Source organism: Bradyrhizobium sp. ORS 375, assembly GCF_000239775.1.
Taxonomy (GTDB): Bacteria; Pseudomonadota; Alphaproteobacteria; order Rhizobiales; family Xanthobacteraceae; genus Bradyrhizobium.
Genome location: NZ_CAFI01000494.1, coordinates 39,707 through 62,933, shown reverse-complemented (window position 1 = coordinate 62,933; position 23,227 = coordinate 39,707). Strand labels below are relative to the sequence as shown.

Here is a 23,227-nt window from a genome sequence, read left to right as displayed (position 1 = left end):
ATGATGGAAGCCCGGCCAGGTGGGCCGGGCTTTGTCATGCAGGTCATCGGTGAACTGAGGAGAGGCGAGAGTGAGAGAGGCGGTTCAGCGCGGGTGAGGTCGCCGACAAGAGAGAGCGTTCGGCGGCCGTTCCGCATCCTCGCTCTCCCTTGAGGTTTTTCGCCATGGTCACCGAAACGAGCTGCCAGACGGCTCCCTTCGCACTCATTGCACGCGCCAAGGCCATCCATCGTGCGGCCGAGCTGCTGCTCCAGAACCTTGCCCGCGGCGAGCGCATCGATGCAAGGTGCCTGCGCCACGCTATGCAGACCGCCTTCGGTGCCAGTGACGCCGAGGGCAGCTGGGACTGGAAGACGGCATACGAGGCTTGTGAGATCGCCGCCGTTCTGTTCTTGGCGAAGTACGGTCCAGCGATCATCAAGGCCAGCAATGGCAGCCCCTCGGCCATGCTGCCGATGGTCAGCAAGATAGCAGCGCTTCTGCCGAGCCATACCAGGCGCTCGATGGAGAGCCAGTCCCTTCAGCAGTTCTCGACCCCGCTGCCTTTGGCGCTCGCCGCCGCCACGGCGGCGCAAGTGACCTCGGTCGATCGGGTGCTGGAGCCGTCTGCGGGGACGGGGAGCCTCGCTATCTTCGCGGAGCTCGCCGGCGGATCGCTTCTGCTCAACGAGCTCGCAGCAAGCCGCGCCGCGTTGCTCGATCTGGTATTCGCGGGGTTGACCGTGACGCGCTTTGACGCCGCGCAGATCGATGACTATCTCGATAGGGCGTGCGTCCCGAGCGTGGTCCTGATGAACCCGCCGTTCTCGGCAACAGTGAACGTGGACTGTTTTCAGGCGGATACGACGTTGCGTCATGTTTCGTCGGCACTGGCACGGCTTGGAGAGAGCGGGCGCCTGGTCGCGATTACCGCCGCCGGTTTTGCCCCGGATAATCCGACCTGGACGGACGCCTTCGTGCGCCTGCAGGAGCGAGGTCGTGTCGTGTTGTCCGCCGCGATCGACGGCTCTGTCTACGCACGACAAGGCACCACGACTGCCACGCGCTTGCTCGTGATCGACAAGCAGCCGGCGCCTGATCCTCGCGTGCTTCCGCAGTCGGCGGGAATGGCACCTGATGTCCAGACCTTGCTCGACTGGATCACGGCGCTCGCGCCGCCACGGTTGCCGATGGCGGGGCGCATTGTCCCGCAGGCGGGCGAGCCTGTTGGTCTCCGTGCGAGAGCAGGACGCGTCCTGCCTACTGCCTGCGAACCTTCTTCGGCGCCGGCCCGCGAGCCGGCCGGCTGCGAGCTCGCCTATGAACTCGTGGATCATGTGCCCGAGGAGGGACCTCGCCTGACTGAGGCACTTTATGAGGCGTATCGGCTGCAGTCGATCCGGATCCCGGGTGCGAAACCCCATCCGACCAAGCTGGTGCAATCAGCGGCGATGGCTTCGGTCTTGCCGCCCAAGCCGACCTATCGGCCGCATGTGCTGCCCCAGGTCGTCTCCAACGGCATTCTTTCCGATGCGCAGCTCGAGAGCCTCATCTATGCCGGTGAGGCGCATGGTGGCTTCCTTGCGGGCTCGTGGATCGTCGATGAGACCTTCGACCAGATCCGCGCGGCCGCCGACGAGGTCGAGGGAGCGGTGCGCTTCCGGCGCGGCTGGTTCCTCGGCGATGGGACTGGCGCCGGCAAGGGCCGCCAGGTCGCAGGCATTCTGCTGGACAATTGGCTGAAGGGCCGGCGCCGCGCGATCTGGGTCAGCAAGTCCGACAAGCTGATCGAGGACGCCCAGCGCGATTGGGCCGCGCTCGGCATGGAGCGGCTCCTGGTGACGCCGCTGTCGCGCTTCCGCCAGGGCACGCCGATCCGGCTCAGCGAAGGCATCCTTTTTACGACCTACGCCACGCTACGGACCGACGAGAAGGCCGAGAAGCTTTCCCGGGTCCGCCAGATCGTCGACTGGGTAGGTCGCGACTTCGACGGCGTGATCATTTTCGACGAGAGCCATGCGATGCAGAACGCCGCAGGCAACAAGGGCGATCGGGGCGAGCAGGCCGCTTCACAGCAGGGCCGCGCCGGCTTGAGGCTGCAGCACGCGCTTCCCAATGCACGCGTCGTCTACGTCTCGGCGACAGGCGCGACGACCGTCCATAATCTGGCTTATGCGCAGCGGCTCGGATTGTGGGGCGGTGCCGACTTCCCGTTTCCGACGCGTGCGGATTTCGTGACGGCCATCGAGGAGGGCGGTGTCGCGGCGATGGAGGTGATGGCCAGGGATCTCAAGGCGCTCGGTCTCTATGCAGCGCGGTCGCTGTCCTTCGAGGGCGTCGAATATGAGCTGCTGGAGCATCGGCTCACGGATGAACAGGTCCGGATCTACGACGCCTATGCCGAGGCGTTTGCGGTCATTCACAACAATCTCGAGGCCGCGATGCGCGCGGCCAACATCACCGCGGCAGCCGGGACGCTGAACGCTCAGGCCAAGTCGGCGGCGCGCTCAGCCTTCGAATCCGCCAAGCAGCGCTTCTTCGGGCATCTCCTGACCTCGATGAAGACGCCGACCCTGATCAACGCGATCAAGCGGGATCTCGACGCTGGCCATGCCGCTGTCATCCAGATCGTCTCGACGGGCGAGGCCTTGATGGAGCGCCGGCTCGCCGAAATCCCAACGGAGGAGTGGGGAGATGTCCAGGTCGACATCACGCCTCGCGAATACGTCCTCGACTATCTCGCCCGTTCCTTCCCGGTCCAGCTCTACGAGCCGTTCACCGACGGCGAGGGTAACCTGTCCTCGCGACCAGTCACGCGCGACGGCCAGCCGGTCGAGTGTCGTGAGGCAGTGGCGCGGCGGACGGAGATGATCGAACGCCTCGCCTCGCTTGCACCGGTGCCCGGCGCGCTCGACCAGATCGTCCAGCGCTTTGGCACCGACGTGGTCGCCGAGGTCACCGGCCGTTCCAGGCGCATCGTTCGTATCCGTGATCGGCTTGCGGTCGAGACCAGGGCCGGCTCGGCGAATCTGGCGGAGGCGGCTGCCTTCATGGATGACCAGAAGCGCGTTCTCGTGTTCTCCGATGCCGGAGGAACTGGTCGCAGCTATCACGCCGAGCTGTCGGCGAAGAACACGCGGCAGCGCGTCCACTATCTCCTGGAGCCGGGTTGGAAGGCAGACGCTGCGATCCAAGGGCTCGGACGGACGAACCGCACCAACCAGGCGCAGCCGCCATTGTTTCGTCCGATCGCGACGGACGTGAAGGCGGAGAAGCGCTTCCTGTCCACGATCGCGCGCCGGCTCGACACGTTAGGGGCCATTACCCGCGGCCAGCGTCAGACCGGCGGGCAGGGGCTGTTCCGCCCGGAGGACAACCTCGAAGGTCCGCACGCCCGCGATGCCTTGCACCAGCTCTATGGGCTTCTGGTCCGCGGCCAAGTCGGGAGCTGCTCGCTGGAGCGGTTCGAGCAGGCGACGGGATTGAAGCTGACCGACGAGAATGGTCTGCGTGACGAGCTGCCGCCCATCACGACGTTCCTGAACCGACTGCTGGCGCTGACGATCGAGCTGCAGAACATTCTGTTCACGGTGTTTGAGCAGTTGCTTGCGGCACGCATCGAGGGGGCGATCGCCTCTGGGACCTTGGACGTCGGCTTGGAGACGCTGCGCGCCGAGAGCTTCGTCGTCACCGGGCGGAGGACGATCTACAGCCATCCGGCCACGGCCGCAGAGACGCATCTCGTCACCATCACCCAGCGTGACCGCAACCGGCCGATGCCGCTGGACGAGGCCTTGGAGCGGCTCCTGCAGCGCCGTGCCGTTCCGCTGCTTAACGTCCGATCGCGACGTGCAGCGATCCAACTGCCGGCGCTGAGCGCTCTACTCGAGGACGGAGAGATCGAGCGACGCGTCCATCTCTTGGGACCGATGGGACGCCAGACTCTGCCGATCGCAAAGCTGGCCGAGCGCGATTGGGCGGAAGCGGATCATGAGCAGTTCAAGGAGGCCTGGACCGCGCAGCTCGCATCGATCCCGGAGTTCACGACGAGTACGATCTACCTCGTCACGGGCCTGCTGCTACCGATCTGGAAGCGCCTGCCCCAGGAGTTCACGCGGGTCTACCGGCTTCAGACCGACGCGGGCGAGCGCATCATCGGTCGCAAGGTCCCGCTCAGCTGGGTCTCGGCCATGTCGGCGGATGCCCCAGCGCTCGCGCCCGAGGACGCGTTCGCAGCGCTGCTCCGCGACGGCTATGCGCTCGATCTCGCCGAAGGTCTGCAGCTCCGGCGCGTCCGTGTCATGGGCATGCATCGCATGGAGCTGTCGGGCTTTGCTGAAGGTCACAGGGACTGTCTGAGAGCCTACGGTCTGTTCGCTGAGATCATCTCCTGGAAGCTCAGGATGTTCGTGCCGACCGATCCGAGCGGTGCTGCGGTCTTGGCCAAGGTGCTGGAGCGGTTTCCTATTGCAGGAGTCCGCGGTCGGGAGCGAACGTGATGTCGGGCGTTGCATCCGAACTGGCAGGCCGGCTTGCGCGTGAGGCCGAGGCGGTGTGCCGTCACTATCTCTGCAACGGCCGGCGCGAGGGTCGCTATTGGCTGGTCGGCGACGTCCACAACACGCCCGGACGCTCGCTGTTCGTGCGGCTGCACGCCTCATCGAAGGGAGCTGCTGGCAAATGGGTGGATGCCGCGACCGGCGAGCATGGCGATCTGCTCGACATCATCGGGACAACGTGTGGCTTGCGGAGCTTTCGCGAGATTGCCGAGGAGGCGCGGCGCTTCTTGAAGCTGCCGCGGTGGCAGCGCGAGCCGCCGGTCGAGGCCAAGGCCATCCGCCCGCGCGACGCGATCAAAGCTTCCAGGCGCCTGTTTGCGATGGCGCAGCCGCTGCCTGGAACGCTCGGAGAGACCTATCTTGCCAACCGCAACATCGACGCACCGATCAGCGCCGATGCTCTGCGCTTCCACCCGCGCTGCTTCTATCGTCCGGAAGGCACAGACATTGTGGAGACTTGGCCGGCGCTGATCGCCGCTGTGACCGACCTCAAGGGCCGTATCACGGGCGTCCATCGAACCTGGCTCGATCCCGACGGCTTCGACGATCGCAGACTTGGCAAAGCCCCGATCGACACGCCGCGACGAGCGATGGGCGACCTGCTCAGAAATGCCGTTCGCTTCGGCGTCGCTGACGATGTGCTGGCGGCCGGGGAAGGCATCGAGACCATGCTGTCGTTGCGCACGGTGCTGCCCACCTTGCCGGTTGCCGCCGCACTCTCGGCCAATCATCTCGCGACGCTGCTGTGGCCAGCCACACTGCGCCGGCTCTATGTCGCTGCCGACGCAGATGCCGCAGGTTCCAGTGCGGCGAAGGCTTTGACGACACGTGCGCTGGACTCCGGCATTGAGGCGGTCGAACTTTGTCCGCGCCTGGAAGATTTCAATGAAGATCTCCGCGCGTTCGGGAAAACCCAGCTTCGGGAATTGCTGCGGCCTCAGTTGCTGCCCGAAGACGCCGCGCGGTTCATGGGCGTGGGTGCGGCCTAGACGCCCAGCCTTTGCTTGGGTGCCGTTCGGCATCAGCGACGCGTGCGGGTGCAAGGGGAATCTCGTCTATGCCCGAGAGGGCCGCGCCGAGGGCCTTCTTCAGAGGCGATCGGACGTCAGTCGGTCCGGTCCGGCAATGACGGTGCGCAGCTATTTTCCGCCGGCCCGCAAGCGGGCCTTTGCATCGCGAAGCAAAATAGCTGCGCACCGCCATCCTCCGCTGTCGCTCCGGCCCGCTGCTGAGGTGCAGCGGGTTCTGGTCCGGGCCGCCCGCCGTCTTGGAGATCGCTATGGAAGGCCGCGATGGGCGCGGCTCTGACGATCACAGACGAGGTCCCCATGTCCGACCCGCACGACGAGATGCACGAGCCGCACGACATCCAATCGACGACCGACGACGCCCTGACCGAACTCCAGCTGCATGGCTACCGTCCCTTCGACGACGAGCCTGATCCGCGGCCTTTACCCGAAGGCAGGATTATCGCAGGCGCCGTCGCCGACATCTTCGACGCCCTGGTCGCGACGCTCTCTGACACCCGCCTCGAGCCCGAGCTGAAGGATCTCCTGTGGTCGACGGTCAACCTGTTCCACCGCGCGACGATGCGCATCGAGCGCGAGCTCGACGACAACGAGCAGGCGCAGCGCGCGAGCCAGCGGGAGCAGAACGGCTCGGAGGTCCGCTCCGTCGAGCTCGAGCGCCTGACGTCGGAAGGGCTGTCACTGGTCGAGCGCCGCAACGCCATGGAGCTGTTCCGCGACCTAGCCACAGAGGCCTTCGAGCTCCACACGCGATCACCTTGGCGCCCTCGGTCGGGATCGCAGGTCAACCATCGCACGCTGACAGCGGCCATGATCGACTCCCGCGACTTCCTCGCGGCCAAGCGCCGCGCCGAAACCGAGGTCATGCTGCCAAAGGGTCCGAAGATCGCAATCACCGGCGGACCTGACTTCAACGATGTCGCACTCATCTGGGACCGGCTCGACAAGGTCTACGCCAAGCATCCGGACATGGTCCTCCTGCACGGCGGCTCGCCGAAAGGTGCCGAACTGATCGCCTCCAAATGGGCCGCGAACCGCAAGGTACCGCAGATTGCGTTCAAGCCCGATTGGACCAGGCACAACAAGGCCGCACCCTTCAAGCGCAACGACGCCATGTTGGAGACGCTGCCGATCGGCGTCATGGTCTTCCCCGGTTCGGGCATCCAAGGCAACCTCGCCGACAAGGCTCGTCGCCTCGGTATTCCCGTTTGGACCTTTGGGCAGGGCGGCGCGTGAGCGCCGCCGACGCCAACCATTATGGAAGGCGAGCGGAGACGCGGAAGTCGGCGCGACTCTCCGCAACTTTGTCCAAATCGAGATTTAAGCCGTTTGGATCGCGCCGCGGTGGTTGGTGGAAGGCGCATCCGTCAAAGTCATGTGCGGAGGCCGCCACCATGCTCGCCATTGCCCTTATTCTAGGACTGATCAGCCTTGGCCTGATGTGCCGAGCGCTGTTTGCGCTGGCCGTGCACGCGCTGCCATTCTTCGTTGCCGTCAGCATCGGCATCGCGCTCGTGAATGCCGGAGGCGGTGTCGGCTCGGCATGTCTCGCCGGGTTCATCTCGGGAGTGTTCACTCTGGTCTGTGGTCGGGTTCTGTTCGCCGTATCGGGATCTGTTCTGGTGCGCGGCGTCGTTGCGGCTGCCTTTCTCATTCCCGCTGCGATCGCTGGGCGTCACGCGGCGCTGGGGCTGGCTCTGCTCGTCGGCCCATTACCTCTCTGGCGCGAGATCATCGGATGGTCAGGAGCGCTGCTGGTGTGTTGTGTCGCCTTGCGCCAGTTGCTTGGTCACGAACTGCGTCGCCCGTCTCGCTCCGAGCGGGATCACGACCAGCCTCTTCGTTCCTTGCGGCTATGAACTCTGTGGGGACGCCAAGCCGCCCGGTTCTCGAGTGGGCGTCGATGATGGCAGGTATGCATGATGAGCGCGTCTTGAGCTGAAGAGCGCTTGACCGCGCAGCTTGCGGCCACTTTGGCGAGGATCTCGACCCAGCTCGATAGGTTGGACGGCTGAAGCGGCGCGTTAGCAAGGCATTGAGTGCGATCCAGACGCTCTTTTCTTTCCGGCGATTTCTGATCTTACGCCTGGTGCTGCCGTCCTCTTGCGCAGCCTCAGTTCACCATGTCTCTCCTGTGAGCCGATCGGGGCAGCAACGCACCTTGCCTCGTGATGGCTTGATCTGGCCGAAGAACGGCTACGCCTCGATCGCCTGAGCGCAACGCCGCCGGCCAACTTTCTTCCCCTGGGCTGAAGCCCATTCCTCGCGGGACAAGAAAGTTGGCCGGCGTCGTCCTCCGCTGTCGCTTCAACCCTTCGGGTGCGCCGTCGCTCGCCATTCGCCCGAGATGCGCCATCGAGGCCGCGGTGGTCGCGGCCCGAACCAGCCAAGGAGAGACAACATGGCTTCCATCGGTTCCTTCAAGAAGGTCGGCGACGATTTCCAGGGCGAGATCATCACCCTGAGCCTCAAAGCCAAGGGCGTACGCATCGTCCCCGAAGCCAACCGCTCCAGCGAGAACGCGCCCAGCCATCGGGTCTACGCCGGACGGGTCGAGATCGGCGCCGCCTGGGCCCGCCGCTCCGAGGAGGGACGCGACTATCTCTCGCTCAAGCTCGACGATCCCTCTTTCAACGCGCCGATCTACGCGAACCTGTTCGACGACGAGGGCGGCGAGGGCTACACGCTCCTGTGGTCGCGCCCGCGCAAGGCGGCGGAGTGAGGTCGTGATCGTGCCCCGCCCAGATCTCGCGGGGCACGATCTAAGGCCTCGGCGGCCCGACACTCGGTTGAGCTACGCCTGTCACAGATTCGATCTTTGGCCACTGCCAAGCTATCGGTTTCTGGTCTTAGGTTGTCTCGGATTGCACGCACAAACGTATCGATCGCGGAGCGTATGCAGTCAGATGCCGGCTCGCGTCGTCGTAAAATAGAGCCGGGATTTGCGGCCAGACAGTCTGCGGAGGTTGCTCCACGAAGCGCAGGATGCTTGCTGATTGCTGAAATGAAGTGTCCCCATGACCTACGTTGTCGGCCTCTTCCAACTTGCTCAGTCAGAAACTCATCGAAGCGCGATTTGGTGCCGGCTGCTTGCGTCTCAGTTTTTGATTGTTCTTCCAAGCCGCCGGGCTCTGTGGACATATGGTAATTTTGCATTGACCGCCGGGTCTTCGAATGGAAATAGGGATAGTGATAATCCGATCTGCCTGTTTGAATCTTTGTAGCGGATTGGCTTCAATCGCGCCGACATTGCGCCCTGCTGTGCTCGGCTATGGGTCGATTAGCTATGGGTCGATTGCCTGAGTTGTACGAAAAGGCTGTCATTCGTGAAATCGATCGTCAGAAGCACGAAGGGCGTCGTCCGGATGGATGCCAGGCGAGCGGGGCCGCCTCGTCTGATGAGCGGCGGGTTTCGATGGCGGCATCTGGGTCCGGCATCAGCCCGATTGCTATCGGCAATTCCAAGATGAAGCCAATGGACGATGCCTGGGGCGTGCCTCGTCGTTTGGGAAGGTTGATCGCTTCACCGAGAGCATACGCGCGGCAAAAGACGCTGCTTTCAGGCCTGCGCTGGCTGCGGACGGATCATCCGGTCGGACGTGTTGAGGTGGATGGTTTCGATCCTTTCTGGATCGTCACGCGTCATGCAGACGTGCTTCAAATCAGCCAGAGGCATAACCGTTTTCGCAATGGAGACCGGTCGCACACCTTGGTGCCGCGCGCGTCCGACCAAGCCGCAAGGCGGCAGTCCAACGGCAGCCCCAATCCGATCCGCACGCTCGTGCACATGGATGAGCCCGATCATGCGAAGTACAGGCAGCTGACCCAGCTGTGGTTTGCCCCGGCGAACATGTCGTCGCTCGAAGACCAGATCCGCACCATGGCGGTCGCTGCCATCGATCGCATGGTGGACCACGGATCAACCTGCGACTTCGTCCGGGACGTCGCCGTGCACTACCCGCTTCGTGTCTTGATGCGCATTCTCGGCGTTCCGGCGGAAGACGAGGCTAGCATGCTCAAGCTCACGCAGCAGTTGTTCGCCAGCGAGGATGCCGATCTCGGATATGGCGGCTCATCCGCAGGAGATCCGGCCCGACATGCCCGCGAGCTTCATCGTCTCCTAGGTGAGTTTCGTGACTATTTCGTGCCGCTGCTAGAGAAGCGCCGTCGTGCTCCAGCGAATGATCTCATCAGTGTGATCGCAAATGCCAGGGTCGACGGCAAGCCGATCGACTACTTCGAGGCCGTAAGCTATTACGTCATCCTCGCCACCGCGGGGCACGACACCACATCGTCATCGATCTCCGGCGGGCTATGGGGATTGTGTAGCAACATCGGCGAGCTGCAGAAGGTCAAGGACGACCCGAGACAAGTGCCTCGCCTTGTCGAGGAGGCGATCCGATGGACCTCTCCCGTTCAGCACGTCATGCGGACAGCGGCCGATGACGTGACTTTGCATGGAAACCTGATCAAGAAGGGGGACTGGCTGATGTTGTCTTACCTGTCCGCCAATCGCGACGAGAGCGCCTTCGAGGAGCCGGACAGCTTTCGGATCGATCGTGACGGCTCTCGCAGCATCGTTTTCGGACAGGGGATTCATGCCTGCCTGGGACAGCACCTCGCTCGCATCGAGATGCGGATTTTCTTCGAGGAACTGCTGGCGCGGCTTGTTAGCGTCGAGATCACCGGACGGCCGCAACGGTCAGCATCGCTGTTCATCGGTGGACCGAAGAGCCTGCCGATCCGCTTCAAGTTCGGTTGAGGCCGGCAAACCGCTCAAGCGAGCAATCGGGCAGCCGCATGCCCATCCCGCGGCAGCGCCGCTCCGCCGAGTCGAACAGGGCCTCGGCCTCCGCGCGCTCGTCGGATAGCAGTCGCAGCTGACCCAGTCCGATTTCACAGCGCGCGTGCTCCGGTTCGAGCCCCAGCTCGTCGCAGATCTCGCTCGCCTGGTTGTAGTAGCTGCTGGCCAGCTCCAGGTCGGACGGCGAGCTGGAACTCTGGTGGACTTGCGCAAGAAGGCGGAGCGCATCCGCCTCGATCGCCCGATACTTGTGCTTGCGCGTCAGCTCGAGGACGTTCTCGGCCTCCGCGCGGATATCCGCATTGGTCCCATGCATCAATCTGGCAAAGCCGAGATAGACGCTCGACCATGCCTCGCCATACGCGAACTTGGCGCTACGCGTGTACATCTCGGCCCTTGCGAGCAGGGCGATGCCTTCCGCCCCTCGTCCGGCAAGTGCATAAGCGTAGCCCAACGAGGTCAAGACCACGGGAACGAGATAGTCGATCTGACTGGCCTTGCAGATCTCTAGACTTCGTTCGAGGTGTTCGAGCGCCGGGCCAATGTCGCCCTGGTGCGACCGAACGAAGCCCGCCCACCAGTAGGCCAGGACCAGATCGGCCGGCCGCTGGACCTCGTCGGCGATCAGGCACGCCTTCTCCGTCGCCGCGATCCCGGCCGGAAAGTTTCCCAGCCGCGCCTGCGAAGCTCCGAGCATTCCGAGCCAGAGCACGGATCCGGTCCCGGTCGTGCCGCTGCGCTGGTGCCGTAGCGGGCCGTCTATCCAGCTCAGGTTGTCCGCGAGCAGCGCCACCGCCTCCCGGAATTGCCCGCGCCACATATAGGCTTGGCCGAGGAAGAAGCTCGCGCTGAGTGCGATGGCGGGATCGCCGATCTCGCGAGCGATGCTGCAGGCTCGCAGGCCACACTGAATGGTCGCGTCGAGTTCGCCACGGAAGTTGTAAACGAAGGATCGCGCGACGTTGATGGATGCCAGCCGGCCGCGATCGTTGATTGCGATGGCGGACAATTCCGCCTCGGTCAGGTATTGATCGAGGGTCTCGTAATCGCCGGTCGCTCCGAACACCTGGCGCAGTTTGAGGCGAATATCAATGCCCTTGCAGATATGATCGCGGTCCTGCGGAAGATGAGTCAGCGCCTGGAGCGCTGAATCGAAGAAAGCTCGCGCATCGCGATAGGCCGACAGGTCCATCGCCTTGTCGCCCGCGCGGCAAAGATAGCCGAGCGCGTCTTCCCACCGCAACGCATGCAGCGCGTGATGGGCAAGGCTCGCCATGTGGACCTCGTCCCGATCCAGGGCCTTGAGCGCACGAAGCACGTCGGCGTGCAGGGACCGGCGCCGCGCGCCCACCATGCTGTGATACGCAACGTCGTGAATGAGCGCGTGCTTGAAAATCAGCGATCTAGTGTTCGGCGTCTCACTGAGAAACTGCCCGATCTTCAAGTCCAGCAACGTCTCATTGAGCTCATTCTCGTTCGCCCCCATCACGCTGGTCAGTAGCGGAATGTTGATCTCCGATCCTATCACCGCAGCGACCTGCAGGAGCGCCTTGCGTTCTGGGGGCAGGTGGTCGATGCGTGTCGCTATGACCGATTGCACCGAGCGCGGAATCTGGATCTCGCGGACGTCGCGCGTCAGCTCATACCCCTGTGCGCCGAGCTGCAGGCTGCCATTGTCCAGCAGGGCCCGGACGGCCTCCTCCAGGAACAGCGGAATGCCGTCGGTCCGCTCGACCACGAGGGTTCGCAACGCGGCCTTGCCGTCGCCGACGAGGGCTTCGAACAGCTTCTCCGCGGCAGCCGGGGCCAGGCGGTCGAGCGTGACCTCGGGAAGCTTGGGACTGCCGCTCCATTTGTGTTCGTGCTCCGGGCGGAACGTCATGATCAGCAGGACGCGGCTCGCGCCGATACGATCGATCAGGCTGTCGAGAACGTTCCTGCTTTCGGCGTCGGCCCACTGCAAATCGTCGACCCACAACAGGAGTCCGTTTGTCTCTGCGAGGCAAAGCAGCAGCTGATTGACGCTTTCGATCATTTTGCTTCGGCGCACCGCCGGATCGAGCGCGGACCAGTCGCCGTCAGGGGCGGGCAGGTTCAGCAGCGCTCGGAGCGCCGGAAGCGACACGGAGGCGCCGCTGGGCAGGGAGGCGAGGCGGACGCGCAGACGCTGCTCGGCGTCGGCAGGCGAGGCATCCTCTGCAATCTCGCACCATGCGCGCAGCATATTGCCGATGGCCAGGAATGGCGTGCCGCGCTGGAATTCGACCGCGGCGATCTTCAGCACCGTCCAATCCGAGGGCTCGGCGCCGGCCATGAACTCGTGCACGAGACGCGATTTGCCGCTGCCGGGCTGGCCGCGCACCGCAATCGCCTGACCCCCACCTGCCTGGGCCCTTTCGAAGGCCCGTTGCAGCTCGGCCAGTTCGAGCCTTCGCCCGACGAAAGGCGAAAGCTGTCGCGCCGCTGAGACGTCCCATCGCGTCCGCGCTCCCGTGCGGCCCGCAATCTGATGGACCTGGACGGGTTGATGAACGCCTTTCACGGGCAGGAGTCCAAGTGGACGCGCATCAATGAACCCTGACGCCAGGCGCATGATATCGTCCGTGCAATAGATCGTGCCCGGTGAAGCCATCTGCTCCATGCGCGCCGCCAAGTGCACCGTCGGGCCGATCGCGTCATAGTTGACCGACAGATCGTTGTGGATCGCGCGAACCAGGACGTCGCCGGTGTGCAGCCCGACCCGGAGCAGGATCTGCGAGCCGCAAATCTCGCGGACGTCCTTTTGCATGTCCAGGGCCGCATACGCTGCGCGGACAGGGCTGTCCTCATGCGCCAGTGGAGCGCCGAACAGCGCCATGATTCCGTCCCCCTGGATCCGATTGATCGTGCCGCCATAGCGGTGGACGGCGCGAACCATCGCCTCGATCGGACGCCGGAGGAATTGATCGGCGTCCTCCGGGTCAAGGCCGTCGATCAGGGCTGTCGAGCCCCTGATGTCGGCGAAAAGCACGGTGATCTGCTTTTTCTCGCCCTCGATAAGGGTGCGAGTGTCCAGGATGCGTCTGGCCAGATTTGCGGGAAGGCGAACTGGGGCTGTCATATGATCCCAGTCCTGCGCCAGCACCGTTTTCGGTGGCTCTGGAGCCAAAAGGCTCCCGCATTTGCCGCAAAACCTGTCCGACAGCGGGGCTTCAGCCCCGCATTGATCACAAGCCCTTCGCACCGATGCGCCGCAACTCTTGCAGTGTGAGCTATCGGGTGGGGCGTCGGAGCCGCACGCGGGGCAGTTCATTGAGAGTCCTGAAAGATCGTGCTTTCTTCGAACTTATAGCTCTGCCTTGGCTGCGGCATCAAGGCGGATATTCAATGTTCGGCCGCTAATATCTTTGCGCCACAAGTAAATTCGTGACAATTTGAGATTGCGAGGAGCGCCTTGTTGTACCGAGCGGTGGCTTGCGCGCTGGACGTTGCGAGGAAGCCCGCAAGAACCAGGCGCGCCCGACGGGTGTCGCGTTGGCCAAATTGTTGGGGGGAAACTCGCAAGTCCGGATGCGTCGATTGACCGTGTGTGAGCCCATTGTAGGGTCAATCCTGGGACATTTTGTCTCTGATTCAAAGGTGGGACCGATGACGAGGACGACAGTCAGGCATTATCCTGGCAGGTCAGACATCAACGCGCAATTTTCTGCAGCAAACCTTCGAAAGTCGCTTGCCGACTTCAAGAAGATCAAGACGTCAGGTGGAGACTATCCATTCGGCGCGCTCACAGCTCTGTTCTATCGATTGAGCGCGAGTGAGAAGGAGGTCTGGGAGAACGACCTGAAGATTTATCCGAAGGCCGTGCAGGATGAGATCAAGCGGCATGTGATCGCCGCGCTAACTCATGTCGACGAAGAGGGTAAGGAGTGTCCCGTACCGCTCTCGATCAGTTGGAAGGCCGGGGAGAAGGCGGTCGTTTCGACTTACGACGTTGATCGTGGAACGTATAAAGTCGAGATCTTCGGATTTCCAGCACCGGCGACGTCTTCGCTCGCCGAGCGGCGCTTAAAGCGCAAGTCTTGAGTGGGCCTGGTCGGTGTAATTCGATAGATCGAATTTTCAATTGATCGGTTGCTCTCTTCTCGATGTCTCTGAGCTGTCGGTTGGAGGCTAGAAGGTTTGGTGCGATCGATTTAGGGCTCATAGGAGCGGCGTCCCTGCAGGACGTCGCTCAACTCTGTGCGGGTATGAGGTCGAGATCTGAGATCGATTGTTGCTGCGCCAAACTAACGCCGCGCCGCTTCCTCTCGAATCCGGTCAGCTACAATCTCCGGCTCATCTCCGGCGTGAGGATGACGCCTGATATGCGACGCCGGCGAAAACAGTCCGCTGGGGTTCCGATAATGCGTATCCGGAGTCGAAAAGTAGAGGCGCTCCGCTGCTGAGACCTTGTGCGAATCGTCTCGTCTCCGATAGTGACGCCGGTATCGGAGGGCGGAGCAGGCGGCCATGCAACAATCGAACGATTCTATTCTGCGCGAGCTATCGGGCGCGCAACTGGGAATCTGGACAGCGTTACAGCTCGATCCGACGGGCTGCTTGTATCCGCAAGCCCATTACTTCGACATTGAGGAACATGTCGATCGCCGACTTATGGAGCTTGCCGTCTCGACAGCGATTTCCGAGATGGATGCCCTGAACATCCGGATCGTAGACAGCCCCGAAGGCCCGCGGCAATTCTGTGAACCGCGGGTAGCCTGGAGTATGCCGTTTATCGATCTGTCGGCAGAAGCTGAGCCCGTTTCGGCCGCCGAAGCTTGGATGCGGCGAGACATGACAGGAGCGAGCGATCTCGGTCGCTGGCCCTACTACAACTTCGCCTTGCTTAAAGTCGAGGAAAGGCGCTTTCTATACTACGTGCGTGTGCACCATATCGTCGGTGATGGGGTCAGCGCACTTATCCTGTCTCAACGAGTTGCTCGCATCTACTCCGCGCTTATCGCTGGCAGAAAAGCAGCTGCGGAGGACAGGCCGACGTGGTTTGAAACGCTCGACCTCGAACTCCACTACCGCGCCTCAGCGGGTTATCAACGTGATCGTGATTACTGGACCCGACGAATGGAGGGCTGGGAGGCTCCCCCGACGTTGTCGGGTCGTGCTCCTGGTCGCACGGCGAGCTATCTCCGATACACTGATCGTCTTCCTCAGGATCTCGCAGAGACGCTCAGGCAGACGGCCGCTGCAGCGAAAACCACTATCGCGCAGGTGATGTTTGCGTCCGTAGCTGCCTATATCCATAGATTGTCCGGCCGCCGCGATGTCGCAATCGACTCGGTCGTCACCGGCCGCATCGGGGACCGGGCCCGGCGGGCATTTGGGAATATGTCCAATGTTCTACCACTGCGCTTGGAGATCAGCCCCGACGACACCGTAGGGAGTCTTCTAAGGTCGGTAGCCCTGCGATCGCGGGAGCTGTTGCGACACCAAAGATACAGGGGGGAGGAGCTGCGAAATGCGGCTCGTGCCAATGTTGACACCGTCAGTCTTTGTGGAACGTTCGTCAACGTCATGCCCTTCGATTATGACGTTGAATTCGGTGACGTCCGGGGCCACGAGTGCATGCTATCGACGGGGCCGGTCAACGACCTGGAGATCTGGGTATATACCGGTTTGGCGCGAGGAGACATCCGAGTCACGCTCAACGGAAATCCGAGTAACTACGATGCCGCCGCGCTAGAAAGTCATTTCGCTCGATGGACGACAGTGATGTCGCAGCTGACGGTCGAGTCGCTCGACAAGAAGATTTGCGAGCTCGTGATTGTGGGGGAGGAGGAACAGAGAGAGCTGCTGGCCATCGGCGCGTCGTGTCCCCTGAGCGCGCCCGATGACGTAGTCACGTTGTTCGAGGCGCAAGTCGAGAAGGCGCCGCATTGTCAGGCGGTGTCCTATTCGAACCGCGTCCTCTCGTTCGCAGAGCTTGATGCCGAAGCGAACCGAATAGCCGTTACTTTGATGGAAATGGGGGTGGGTCCCCATGATGTCGTTGCGGTCGCCGTGGAGCGTTCAAGCGTGCTCAGCGCGATCCTAGGCGTGCTCAAGGTCGGCGCGGCGTTTCTTCCTCTCAATCCGGATACGCCGTCTCACCGAGTGCGTCAGATCCTGGATGACGCGAGGCCGGCTGCATTGATCTCTGCGTCGGATGCATTCCGGGCCGTCGCCATGGAAGCCGCAGTCGAATACCTCGATGTCGGCATAGGTGACGCTCCCCGCAATGTTGAAGCGCCGAAGAAGCTCGGCACTTCAAAGACGCGATCTGCGAGTTCGCTTCAGCATCCCGCCTATGTGATGTTTACGTCGGGTTCGACGGGGCGCCCCAAGGGAGTGGTTGTCGAGAGGGGCGCTTTGGCTTCTTTCTTCCACGCGATCTCGCTGCAAATTCCGTTCTCGCCAGACGATTGTCATCTCGCAACGACCACCGTGTCGTTCGATATCTCCATTTTGGAGCTGCTGCTGCCCCTCCTTAATGGTGCCAGGGTTGTGGTCGCTGAGGAAAGTGACGTTGCCGACCCCAACGCGCTGAAAGCGATCATTCGAAGATCTGGCGTGACTTCCATGCAGGCAACGCCCAGCCTGTGGAAGCTCTTGGTCGCAGAAGACAGGCAGGCCCTCAGCGGCGTTCGTGTTCTGACGGGAGGCGAGGCGCTCTCGGTCGAACTGGCGAATCTCCTGGTGTCGAGCACATCGAGCGTCTGGAATCTATACGGGCCGACGGAGACGACCATTTGGGCAACTGCACGGGAAGTGCTGCGCAGTGATGCCGCAGGTTTAGCGAGTGAAGTGGTTTCTCTGGGAACTCCACTTGCAGGCGTCCGGACGTATGTGCTCGACTCGACTCTCCAGATATCCCCGGTCGGAGTTGTTGGCGACCTGTACATCGCCGGGCCCACGCTCGCGCGAGGCTATCTAAACCGCTTTGGTCTGACCGCCGAGCGCTTCGTTGCTGACCCGTACGGTGCGCCAGGGAGCCGAATGTACCGGACGGGAGATCTTGCCTATTGGGATGCAAGCGGAGCCCTGCGATTTTGCGGGCGCTCCGACCACCAGATTAAGATCCGTGGTCACCGCGTAGAGCCGGCTGAAATCGAGGCGATCCTCACGGCAGACCCGCAGGTGCAAGAGGCGCTTGTTATGATGCAGGAACGTGCGGGCGAGCAGCGGCTCGTCGCCTACGTTCTGGCGCAGAACGGCGTAAGCCGCGGACAAGATCAGCCCGATCTCGCGGGCTGGATGGGCAGCTATGATGCTGCGTATGGTCTTGCGCCAACGTCCCTGGAGGCCATGGACGAGATCGTTTGGCGCGACAGCTATCAGGGCGCTCCGTTTCCGCGAGAGGAGATGAAGGTTTGGCTCGACGAAACGGAGGCATGCGTAAAAGCGCTGCGGCCGAGGAGGGTTCTTGAGATCGGATGCGGGGCGGGTGCGCTGCTGAGGCGATTGGCGCCCCATGTTGAGTCGTATGTTGGCCTGGACTTTGCGGCGCAGCCTCTCGCAACACTTCGAGGCTATATGGAGAAGCAAGGCGGGCTCGATCATGTTGAGCTTCGGCACAACGCCGCGCACGAGCTCGACTTTATGTCCGACGACAGCGTCGACGTCGTCATATTGAACTCGGTCGCGCAGTATTTTCCGAATCTGGACTACTTTATAAGAGTTCTCGCGCAGGCGGTTCGTGTCGTATCCGCGGGCGGATCAATCTTCGTCGGAGATGTGCGCAATCTCACGTCGCTCAGGGCCTATCATGCTTCCGTGGAGCTGTTTAAGTCGGCGCCGAGCTCTTCTGTTGCAGTCTTGAAATCGCGGGTGCAGGCCGGTCTTGCCAATGAGAGGGAGCTCGTACTCCATCCCGCTCTGTTCCACGATCTGGCAAGCTCGTGGCCGAAAGTTGGAAGCGCTACGATCGCGCCTAAGCCGGGAGACTACGCAAACGAGATCAGTCGCTTTCGATTCGACGCGATCCTGCATGTCGGCCGGAAGAGATCCATCGCAGACCCTCAAACCTGGATAGCTTGGTCCCCAACCGAAGACTGGGAGTCGCACGTTCGGCGCGCGATTGCTCTAAACCCGAATGCACCGATCGGTTTGAAGGGAGTGAGAGACAGGCGTTGCGCGGGCGCGATCGCGGCAGGTCGGATGTTGTTCGAGGGAGGTGAACAGCAGCTCGACGTCGCGGCGGTCCATCGAAAATCGGCAGAGCCGTTCGGTGAACAGCTATCGCGGATCCATGACCTCGCAACTGAGCTGAATGTTCCGTTCGAATGGATTCGGTTGGAAGCCGACGAGGGCTATGACGGCATCTTCAGTCCGGAGTGGCGGTTTCAGGACGGGGACTCTGCGGGGCTGACGGAAATCGATCATCGCCGTGGTAACCAGCCGAGATTGAAGGAGGATGCTGGTGAGTTGATTTCTCGCCTGAGAGAGGCGCTCGTCCGGTCGCTCCCCTCTTACATGGTTCCCTCGTTTATCGTCCAAGTTGCCGCGTGGCCACTCACGGCGAACGGAAAACTCGATAGACAAATGCTGCCGCGGCCGGACCTGGCGCGATCCCAATCATATCATCCGCCGCGGACCAGCGTTGAGCGCGCACTGTGCGGGATATTCGAGTCGGTGCTCGCCACCGAGCGGATTGGCATTCACGACGATTTCTTCAAGCTTGGGGGAGACTCGCTTGGTGCCACCCGAGTTGCCGGCCGCATACAGGCTGTTCTCGGGAGGAAGGTTCCCGGTCGTCAGCTGTTCGACATGCCGACCGTGGCGCAGTTGGCTCTTCACCTCGGACATGCCAGAAGCGTCCAGGGAAGGAGGTTGTCTGCTGGGGAGCGCCCGCACCTGCTTCCAATGGCGTCGACCCAGGAAAGTCTTGCATTTCTGTGTCAAGACCTGGAGGCAATCCGGGCTTACAACATTCCGCTGGCCTTCAGGGTGACGGGAGCCCTTGACGTTGCCGCACTCAGCACCGCGCTGCTTGACGTCGTGAATCGGCACGAGAGCCTCCGAACACTTCTTCATACGATGGAAGGCGATCCGAGGCAGGTGATCGCTTCAGTCGAGTGGGCGGCGGCTCGCCTGGAGGTCGTCAGGTTGGACGCGGCCGAGGCGGAGCTTGCGCCCATGCTCGCCGATCTTTCGCGGTACAGGTTCGATCTGGCGAAAGAGCTGCCTTTGCGTACCGCGGTGTTGCATCTTGGCGCCGAGAGCTGGGTCGTTCATCTGGTGGTCCATCACACGGCTGCGGATGGCTGGTCACGAGCGAGGTTGGTGGACGATCTCTCGGCAGCGTATGCGGCTCGGGTTCTGGGAAGAGAACCGCGTTGGGCGCCGCTGCCCGTTCAATACGCTGATTTTGCGCTCTGGCAGCGTCGCCGGCTGGGAGAGGCCGACATTGCTGATCAGGTTGCGTACTGGAGAAAGGCGCTCGCGGGAGCCCCAACGCAAATCGAACTTCCCTTCGATCGGCCTCGATCGAGAACAGTAAGCTATGCCGGCGATGCGGTCATTCTTCATCTTGACTCTGATGTTCATCGAAAAATGCGCGAGCTAGCGCATGCAAACGATGCAAGTCTATTTATGGTCCTGCTCGCAGCGATATCGGCGTTCCTGACCCGGATCGGGTGCGGAGACGATATCGTCATCGGCAGTCCAGTCTCGGGACGAGGCGAGATCGTTCTGGATGAGCTCATCGGATGCTTCGTAAACACGTTGCCGTTTCGGATCGACACAGGTGGCCAAGTCAGCTTTTCATCGCTTCTGGCGCATACCAGGGATGTTGCGCTTAAGAATTATGAGAATCAGGATCTGCCGTTTGACCGGATCGTCGAGACAATTAATCCGCCACGGTCGCTGGCTGTACACCCGATCTTTCAGGTCATGCTCAACATGCAGCCGCGTCAATCGCCGCCGCCGAACTTCTCGGGTGCTTCGGTCAAGTGGGAAAGGTTTGAGCCAGAGCTTGTGAGGTTCGACCTCGCCTTCGATGTGACCGAAAGTGATCGCTCCGATTCGGAGGCCGGTGGCGTTCGAATTCGTCTCGAGTATCGGTCGGATTTGTTCGACCGCTCGACCGTCGTGCGGCTCGGTAACTGCTTCAAAGAGCTTCTGGCAAGCGCATTGGAGGCGCCGGATCTGGCGGTTGCGGTCCTGGAGATCATGGAGAAGGACGAACGCGAGCGTCTCCTCTCGCTTTGGAATGATACAAGAAATGCCGTCGCTGAAACATCGCTACGAGCTCTCTTTGAGGAGCAGGTCGTTCGCAACGCCGGTGCGATTGCAGTTCAGGACGAAGCAGAGTGCCTCACTTATGATGAACTCAACGCTCGTGCAAACCAATTGGCCGTCCATCTTATTGAGCTCGGCGTTGCGCCGGGGGATGCAATAGCTGTTGCGCTTCCACGCTCCTGTGCCCTGATCATTGCTTTGCTGGCTGTTTTCAAGGTTGATGCTGCCTATGTCCCGATCGATCTCGGGCTTCCGAATGATAGGATCGGATTGATTCATAGCGATGTGCTGCCGCGATTGACGATATGCAGCTCACGCAACGTTGGCTCTCTCGATCGTGCGGTGCCAGGCGGCTGGAAGCTGATCTATGACTCCCCGGAGACGATGCGGGCGCTCGCCGACAAGCCAACCGCCAACGTTGGTCTCGTAAATCACGCCTCCGAACACGATCGGCCCGCATATATCATTTATACGTCGGGGTCGACCGGACGGCCCAAGGGTGTTGTTGTCCGGCGACGTGGTCTGTTGAACCTCCTTGCGGCCGCCACGAGGATAATCGCATATTGCTCGCATCACCGGGTTCTTGCTTCGACTTCTATTGGATTCGACGCATCCGTGCTGGAACTTGTGTTGCCGCTGATTTCTGGTGCGCGGCTTATCATGGCCTCCCAAAAGGTCGTGGTCGACCCGCTTCGCCTCGTGCAGGAGATCGAGCGATTTGAGGTCACGCACATGCATGGCACGCCGACCCTTTGGCAGACGATGTTGGCAACTGGCCACAGAACGTTCCTGCGGCAGCTCTGCGTCATGTCAGGTGGAGAAGCGTTGCCCTCGGATGTGGCACGGGAACTCTTCCAGTTCTCGCGCGGGCTGATGAATCTCTATGGACCGACAGAGATAACGATATTCTCGACAGCGCATTGGTTGACGGCGGCAGATGTCGCAGATCCGCCCATTGGCGTGCCGATCGATAACACGCGGATCTATGTTCTCGATCGAAACCTGCAGCTGGTGCCAACGGGAGTGATCGGTGAGCTTTACATCGCTGGCAGCGGGGTCGCGGCTGGCTATCTCCGCCAGCCGGGATGGACAGCAATGCGGTTCGTGGCGTGCCCCTTTGGCTCCCCAGGGACGCGCATGTATCGCACAGGAGATCTGGTTCGCTGGCGGAGCGATGGCGCGCTTCTGTTTGTTGGGCGAACCGATGACCAGGTGAAGCTGCGCGGCTTCCGCATTGAACTCGGCGAGATTGATGCAGTCTTGCGTCGCCATGAGCAGGTCCGCGCCGCAAGGACCGTGCTCGCGAAGGACACGCCGGGCGGCGGACGGCTCATCAGCTATGTCGTCCCAAGCATGGGGCTGTCGGTGGACACCGGAAGATTGCGACAAGCGTTGAGCGAAGCCCTGCCAAGCTACATGGTTCCCTCCGTCATCGTCCTCGTAGACGATCTACCACTGAGCGCGAATGGAAAGCTCGATCATTCGCGATTGGCGTACCAATCATTCGCCGAGCACGAACCACCTCATGTGTCTACCGAGAATGAGAGGCTGCTCGTCACTTTGTTTGCCGAGATCCTCGATTTGGAACAGGTCGACGTCAACAAGAGCTTCTTTGAATTGGGTGGACACTCTCTGCTCGCGATGCGACTGACCGCCCTGATCAGGGAACGGCTAGGCATCGACCTGCCGGTCTGGACCGTGTTCGAGAAGCCAAAGATAATTGAGCTTGCGGCGACCTTGGACGAAAACGCGGGCTCTCCGCAATCTGAGAGAGTCTCCCACGCGATAGTGCTGGGACGGAGGCTGGTGATCCGTCAGAGCGCGCGTGCGAGGTCCCTGATCTGCGTTCATCCTGTGGCGGGACTCTGCTGGCCCTATCTTGGGCTTTCCAAGCATCTTCCGGAGGACATCTCGATCTATGGTTTGCAGACGGCCGCTGCTTTGGAACCGAGCTTGCTGCCCCGCTCGCTCGACGATGTGATCTTACGCTGCATGGAGGATTTGATCGAGCTGCAGCCGACCGGGCCCTATCATCTGCTGGGTTGGTCATTTGGCGGCATGATCGCGCACCGCTTGGCTTGTGAACTTGAGGCAAGCGGACAAGAGGTCGCGCTACTCACGATGCTCGACAGCTATCCTCCCGGTATGGTGTCTGCGGAACATGCCGACGCAGAACCGGAATTGTTACACCACTGGATGACCTCGATTGGCTTGCATCTGTGTGCCACAGGCCGGGAGCTGACGCCGGCGGACTGCATCGCGGCTCTGAGACGTGCGAACCATCCGCTGAGTGGATTGGAGACCGAGATGATCGGCCGTTTGGTCGATGCGTTCCGCGCGAATATTCGGGTGGCGAAGCGGGCCGCTGCCATACCTCAGTTCGGAGGCAGGACGGTTCTTTTCGCCGCTGCGAAGAAGGCGGAAGCATCGGGCGTTCCGCCTGTCATGGCCGACCTCTGGCAGCCCTATTGCAAGAGGCCGATCTGCCTGAGAGACATCGATGCGACGCATGATCAAATGTGCGATCCGGGGCCGCTCTCGATGATCGGGCGGAGTCTAGCGGCCGAATTCGGACTGCTTTTTGAGCCCGCCGAATGAAGCGATAT

Annotated in this window: 9 protein-coding genes and 1 pseudogene; 8 read left to right on the top strand and 2 right to left on the bottom strand. The window is 61.9% G+C overall.

What is annotated here, in order from left to right:
- The first annotated feature begins 164 nt into the window (after window positions 1-164).
- From BRAO375_RS34530 to BRAO375_RS34505, 6 genes are all read left to right on the top strand, one after another.
- Window positions 165-4,478: a strawberry notch family protein gene (locus BRAO375_RS34530; RefSeq protein ID WP_009032061.1), complete on the top strand. Its 4,314-nt coding sequence runs from the start codon at window positions 165-167 to the stop codon at window positions 4,476-4,478.
- Window positions 4,478-5,527, top strand: coding sequence for a DUF7146 domain-containing protein (locus BRAO375_RS34525; RefSeq protein ID WP_009032060.1), 1,050 nt, complete (start codon window positions 4,478-4,480; stop codon window positions 5,525-5,527). Before BRAO375_RS34530 ends, BRAO375_RS34525 begins: the two co-directional genes overlap by 1 nt.
- A 339-nt stretch (window positions 5,528-5,866) precedes the next feature.
- Window positions 5,867-6,802, top strand: coding sequence for a DUF2493 domain-containing protein (locus tag BRAO375_RS34520; RefSeq protein WP_009032059.1), 936 nt, complete (start codon window positions 5,867-5,869; stop codon window positions 6,800-6,802).
- Between the two features lie 158 nt (window positions 6,803-6,960).
- Complete coding sequence (locus BRAO375_RS34515; protein ID WP_009032058.1) at window positions 6,961-7,425, top strand: hypothetical protein; 465 nt, start codon at window positions 6,961-6,963, stop codon at window positions 7,423-7,425.
- A gap of 542 nt (window positions 7,426-7,967) precedes the next feature.
- Window positions 7,968-8,288 (top strand): DUF736 domain-containing protein, encoded by a 321-nt coding sequence (locus BRAO375_RS34510; protein ID WP_009032057.1) that lies wholly within the window; start codon window positions 7,968-7,970, stop codon window positions 8,286-8,288.
- A gap of 582 nt (window positions 8,289-8,870) precedes the next feature.
- Window positions 8,871-10,328 carry a cytochrome P450 gene (locus BRAO375_RS34505; protein WP_175345413.1) on the top strand — a complete coding sequence of 486 codons (1,458 nt, stop codon included), beginning with the start codon at window positions 8,871-8,873 and terminating at the stop codon, window positions 10,326-10,328.
- On the opposite strand, the gene BRAO375_RS34500 is transcribed toward BRAO375_RS34505, so the two are convergent.
- A complete protein-coding gene (locus BRAO375_RS34500) occupies window positions 10,315-13,494 on the bottom strand; it encodes an ATP-binding protein (RefSeq protein ID WP_244423432.1) in 3,180 nt (1,059 codons plus the stop codon). The two genes, BRAO375_RS34505 and BRAO375_RS34500, sit on opposite strands and share 14 nt — an antisense overlap.
- A gap of 42 nt (window positions 13,495-13,536) precedes the next feature.
- A pseudogene (locus tag BRAO375_RS39095) lies at window positions 13,537-13,662 on the bottom strand (double zinc ribbon domain-containing protein); the annotation flags it as partial.
- A gap of 335 nt (window positions 13,663-13,997) precedes the next feature.
- Here BRAO375_RS39095 and BRAO375_RS34495 point away from each other — a divergent pair.
- A complete protein-coding gene (locus BRAO375_RS34495; protein WP_009032054.1) occupies window positions 13,998-14,432 on the top strand; it encodes a hypothetical protein in 435 nt (144 codons plus the stop codon).
- Window positions 14,433-14,858: 426 nt separating this feature from the next.
- Window positions 14,859-23,219: a non-ribosomal peptide synthetase gene (locus tag BRAO375_RS34490; protein ID WP_009032053.1), complete on the top strand. Its 8,361-nt coding sequence runs from the start codon at window positions 14,859-14,861 to the stop codon at window positions 23,217-23,219.
- Window positions 23,220-23,227 lie beyond the last annotated feature (8 nt).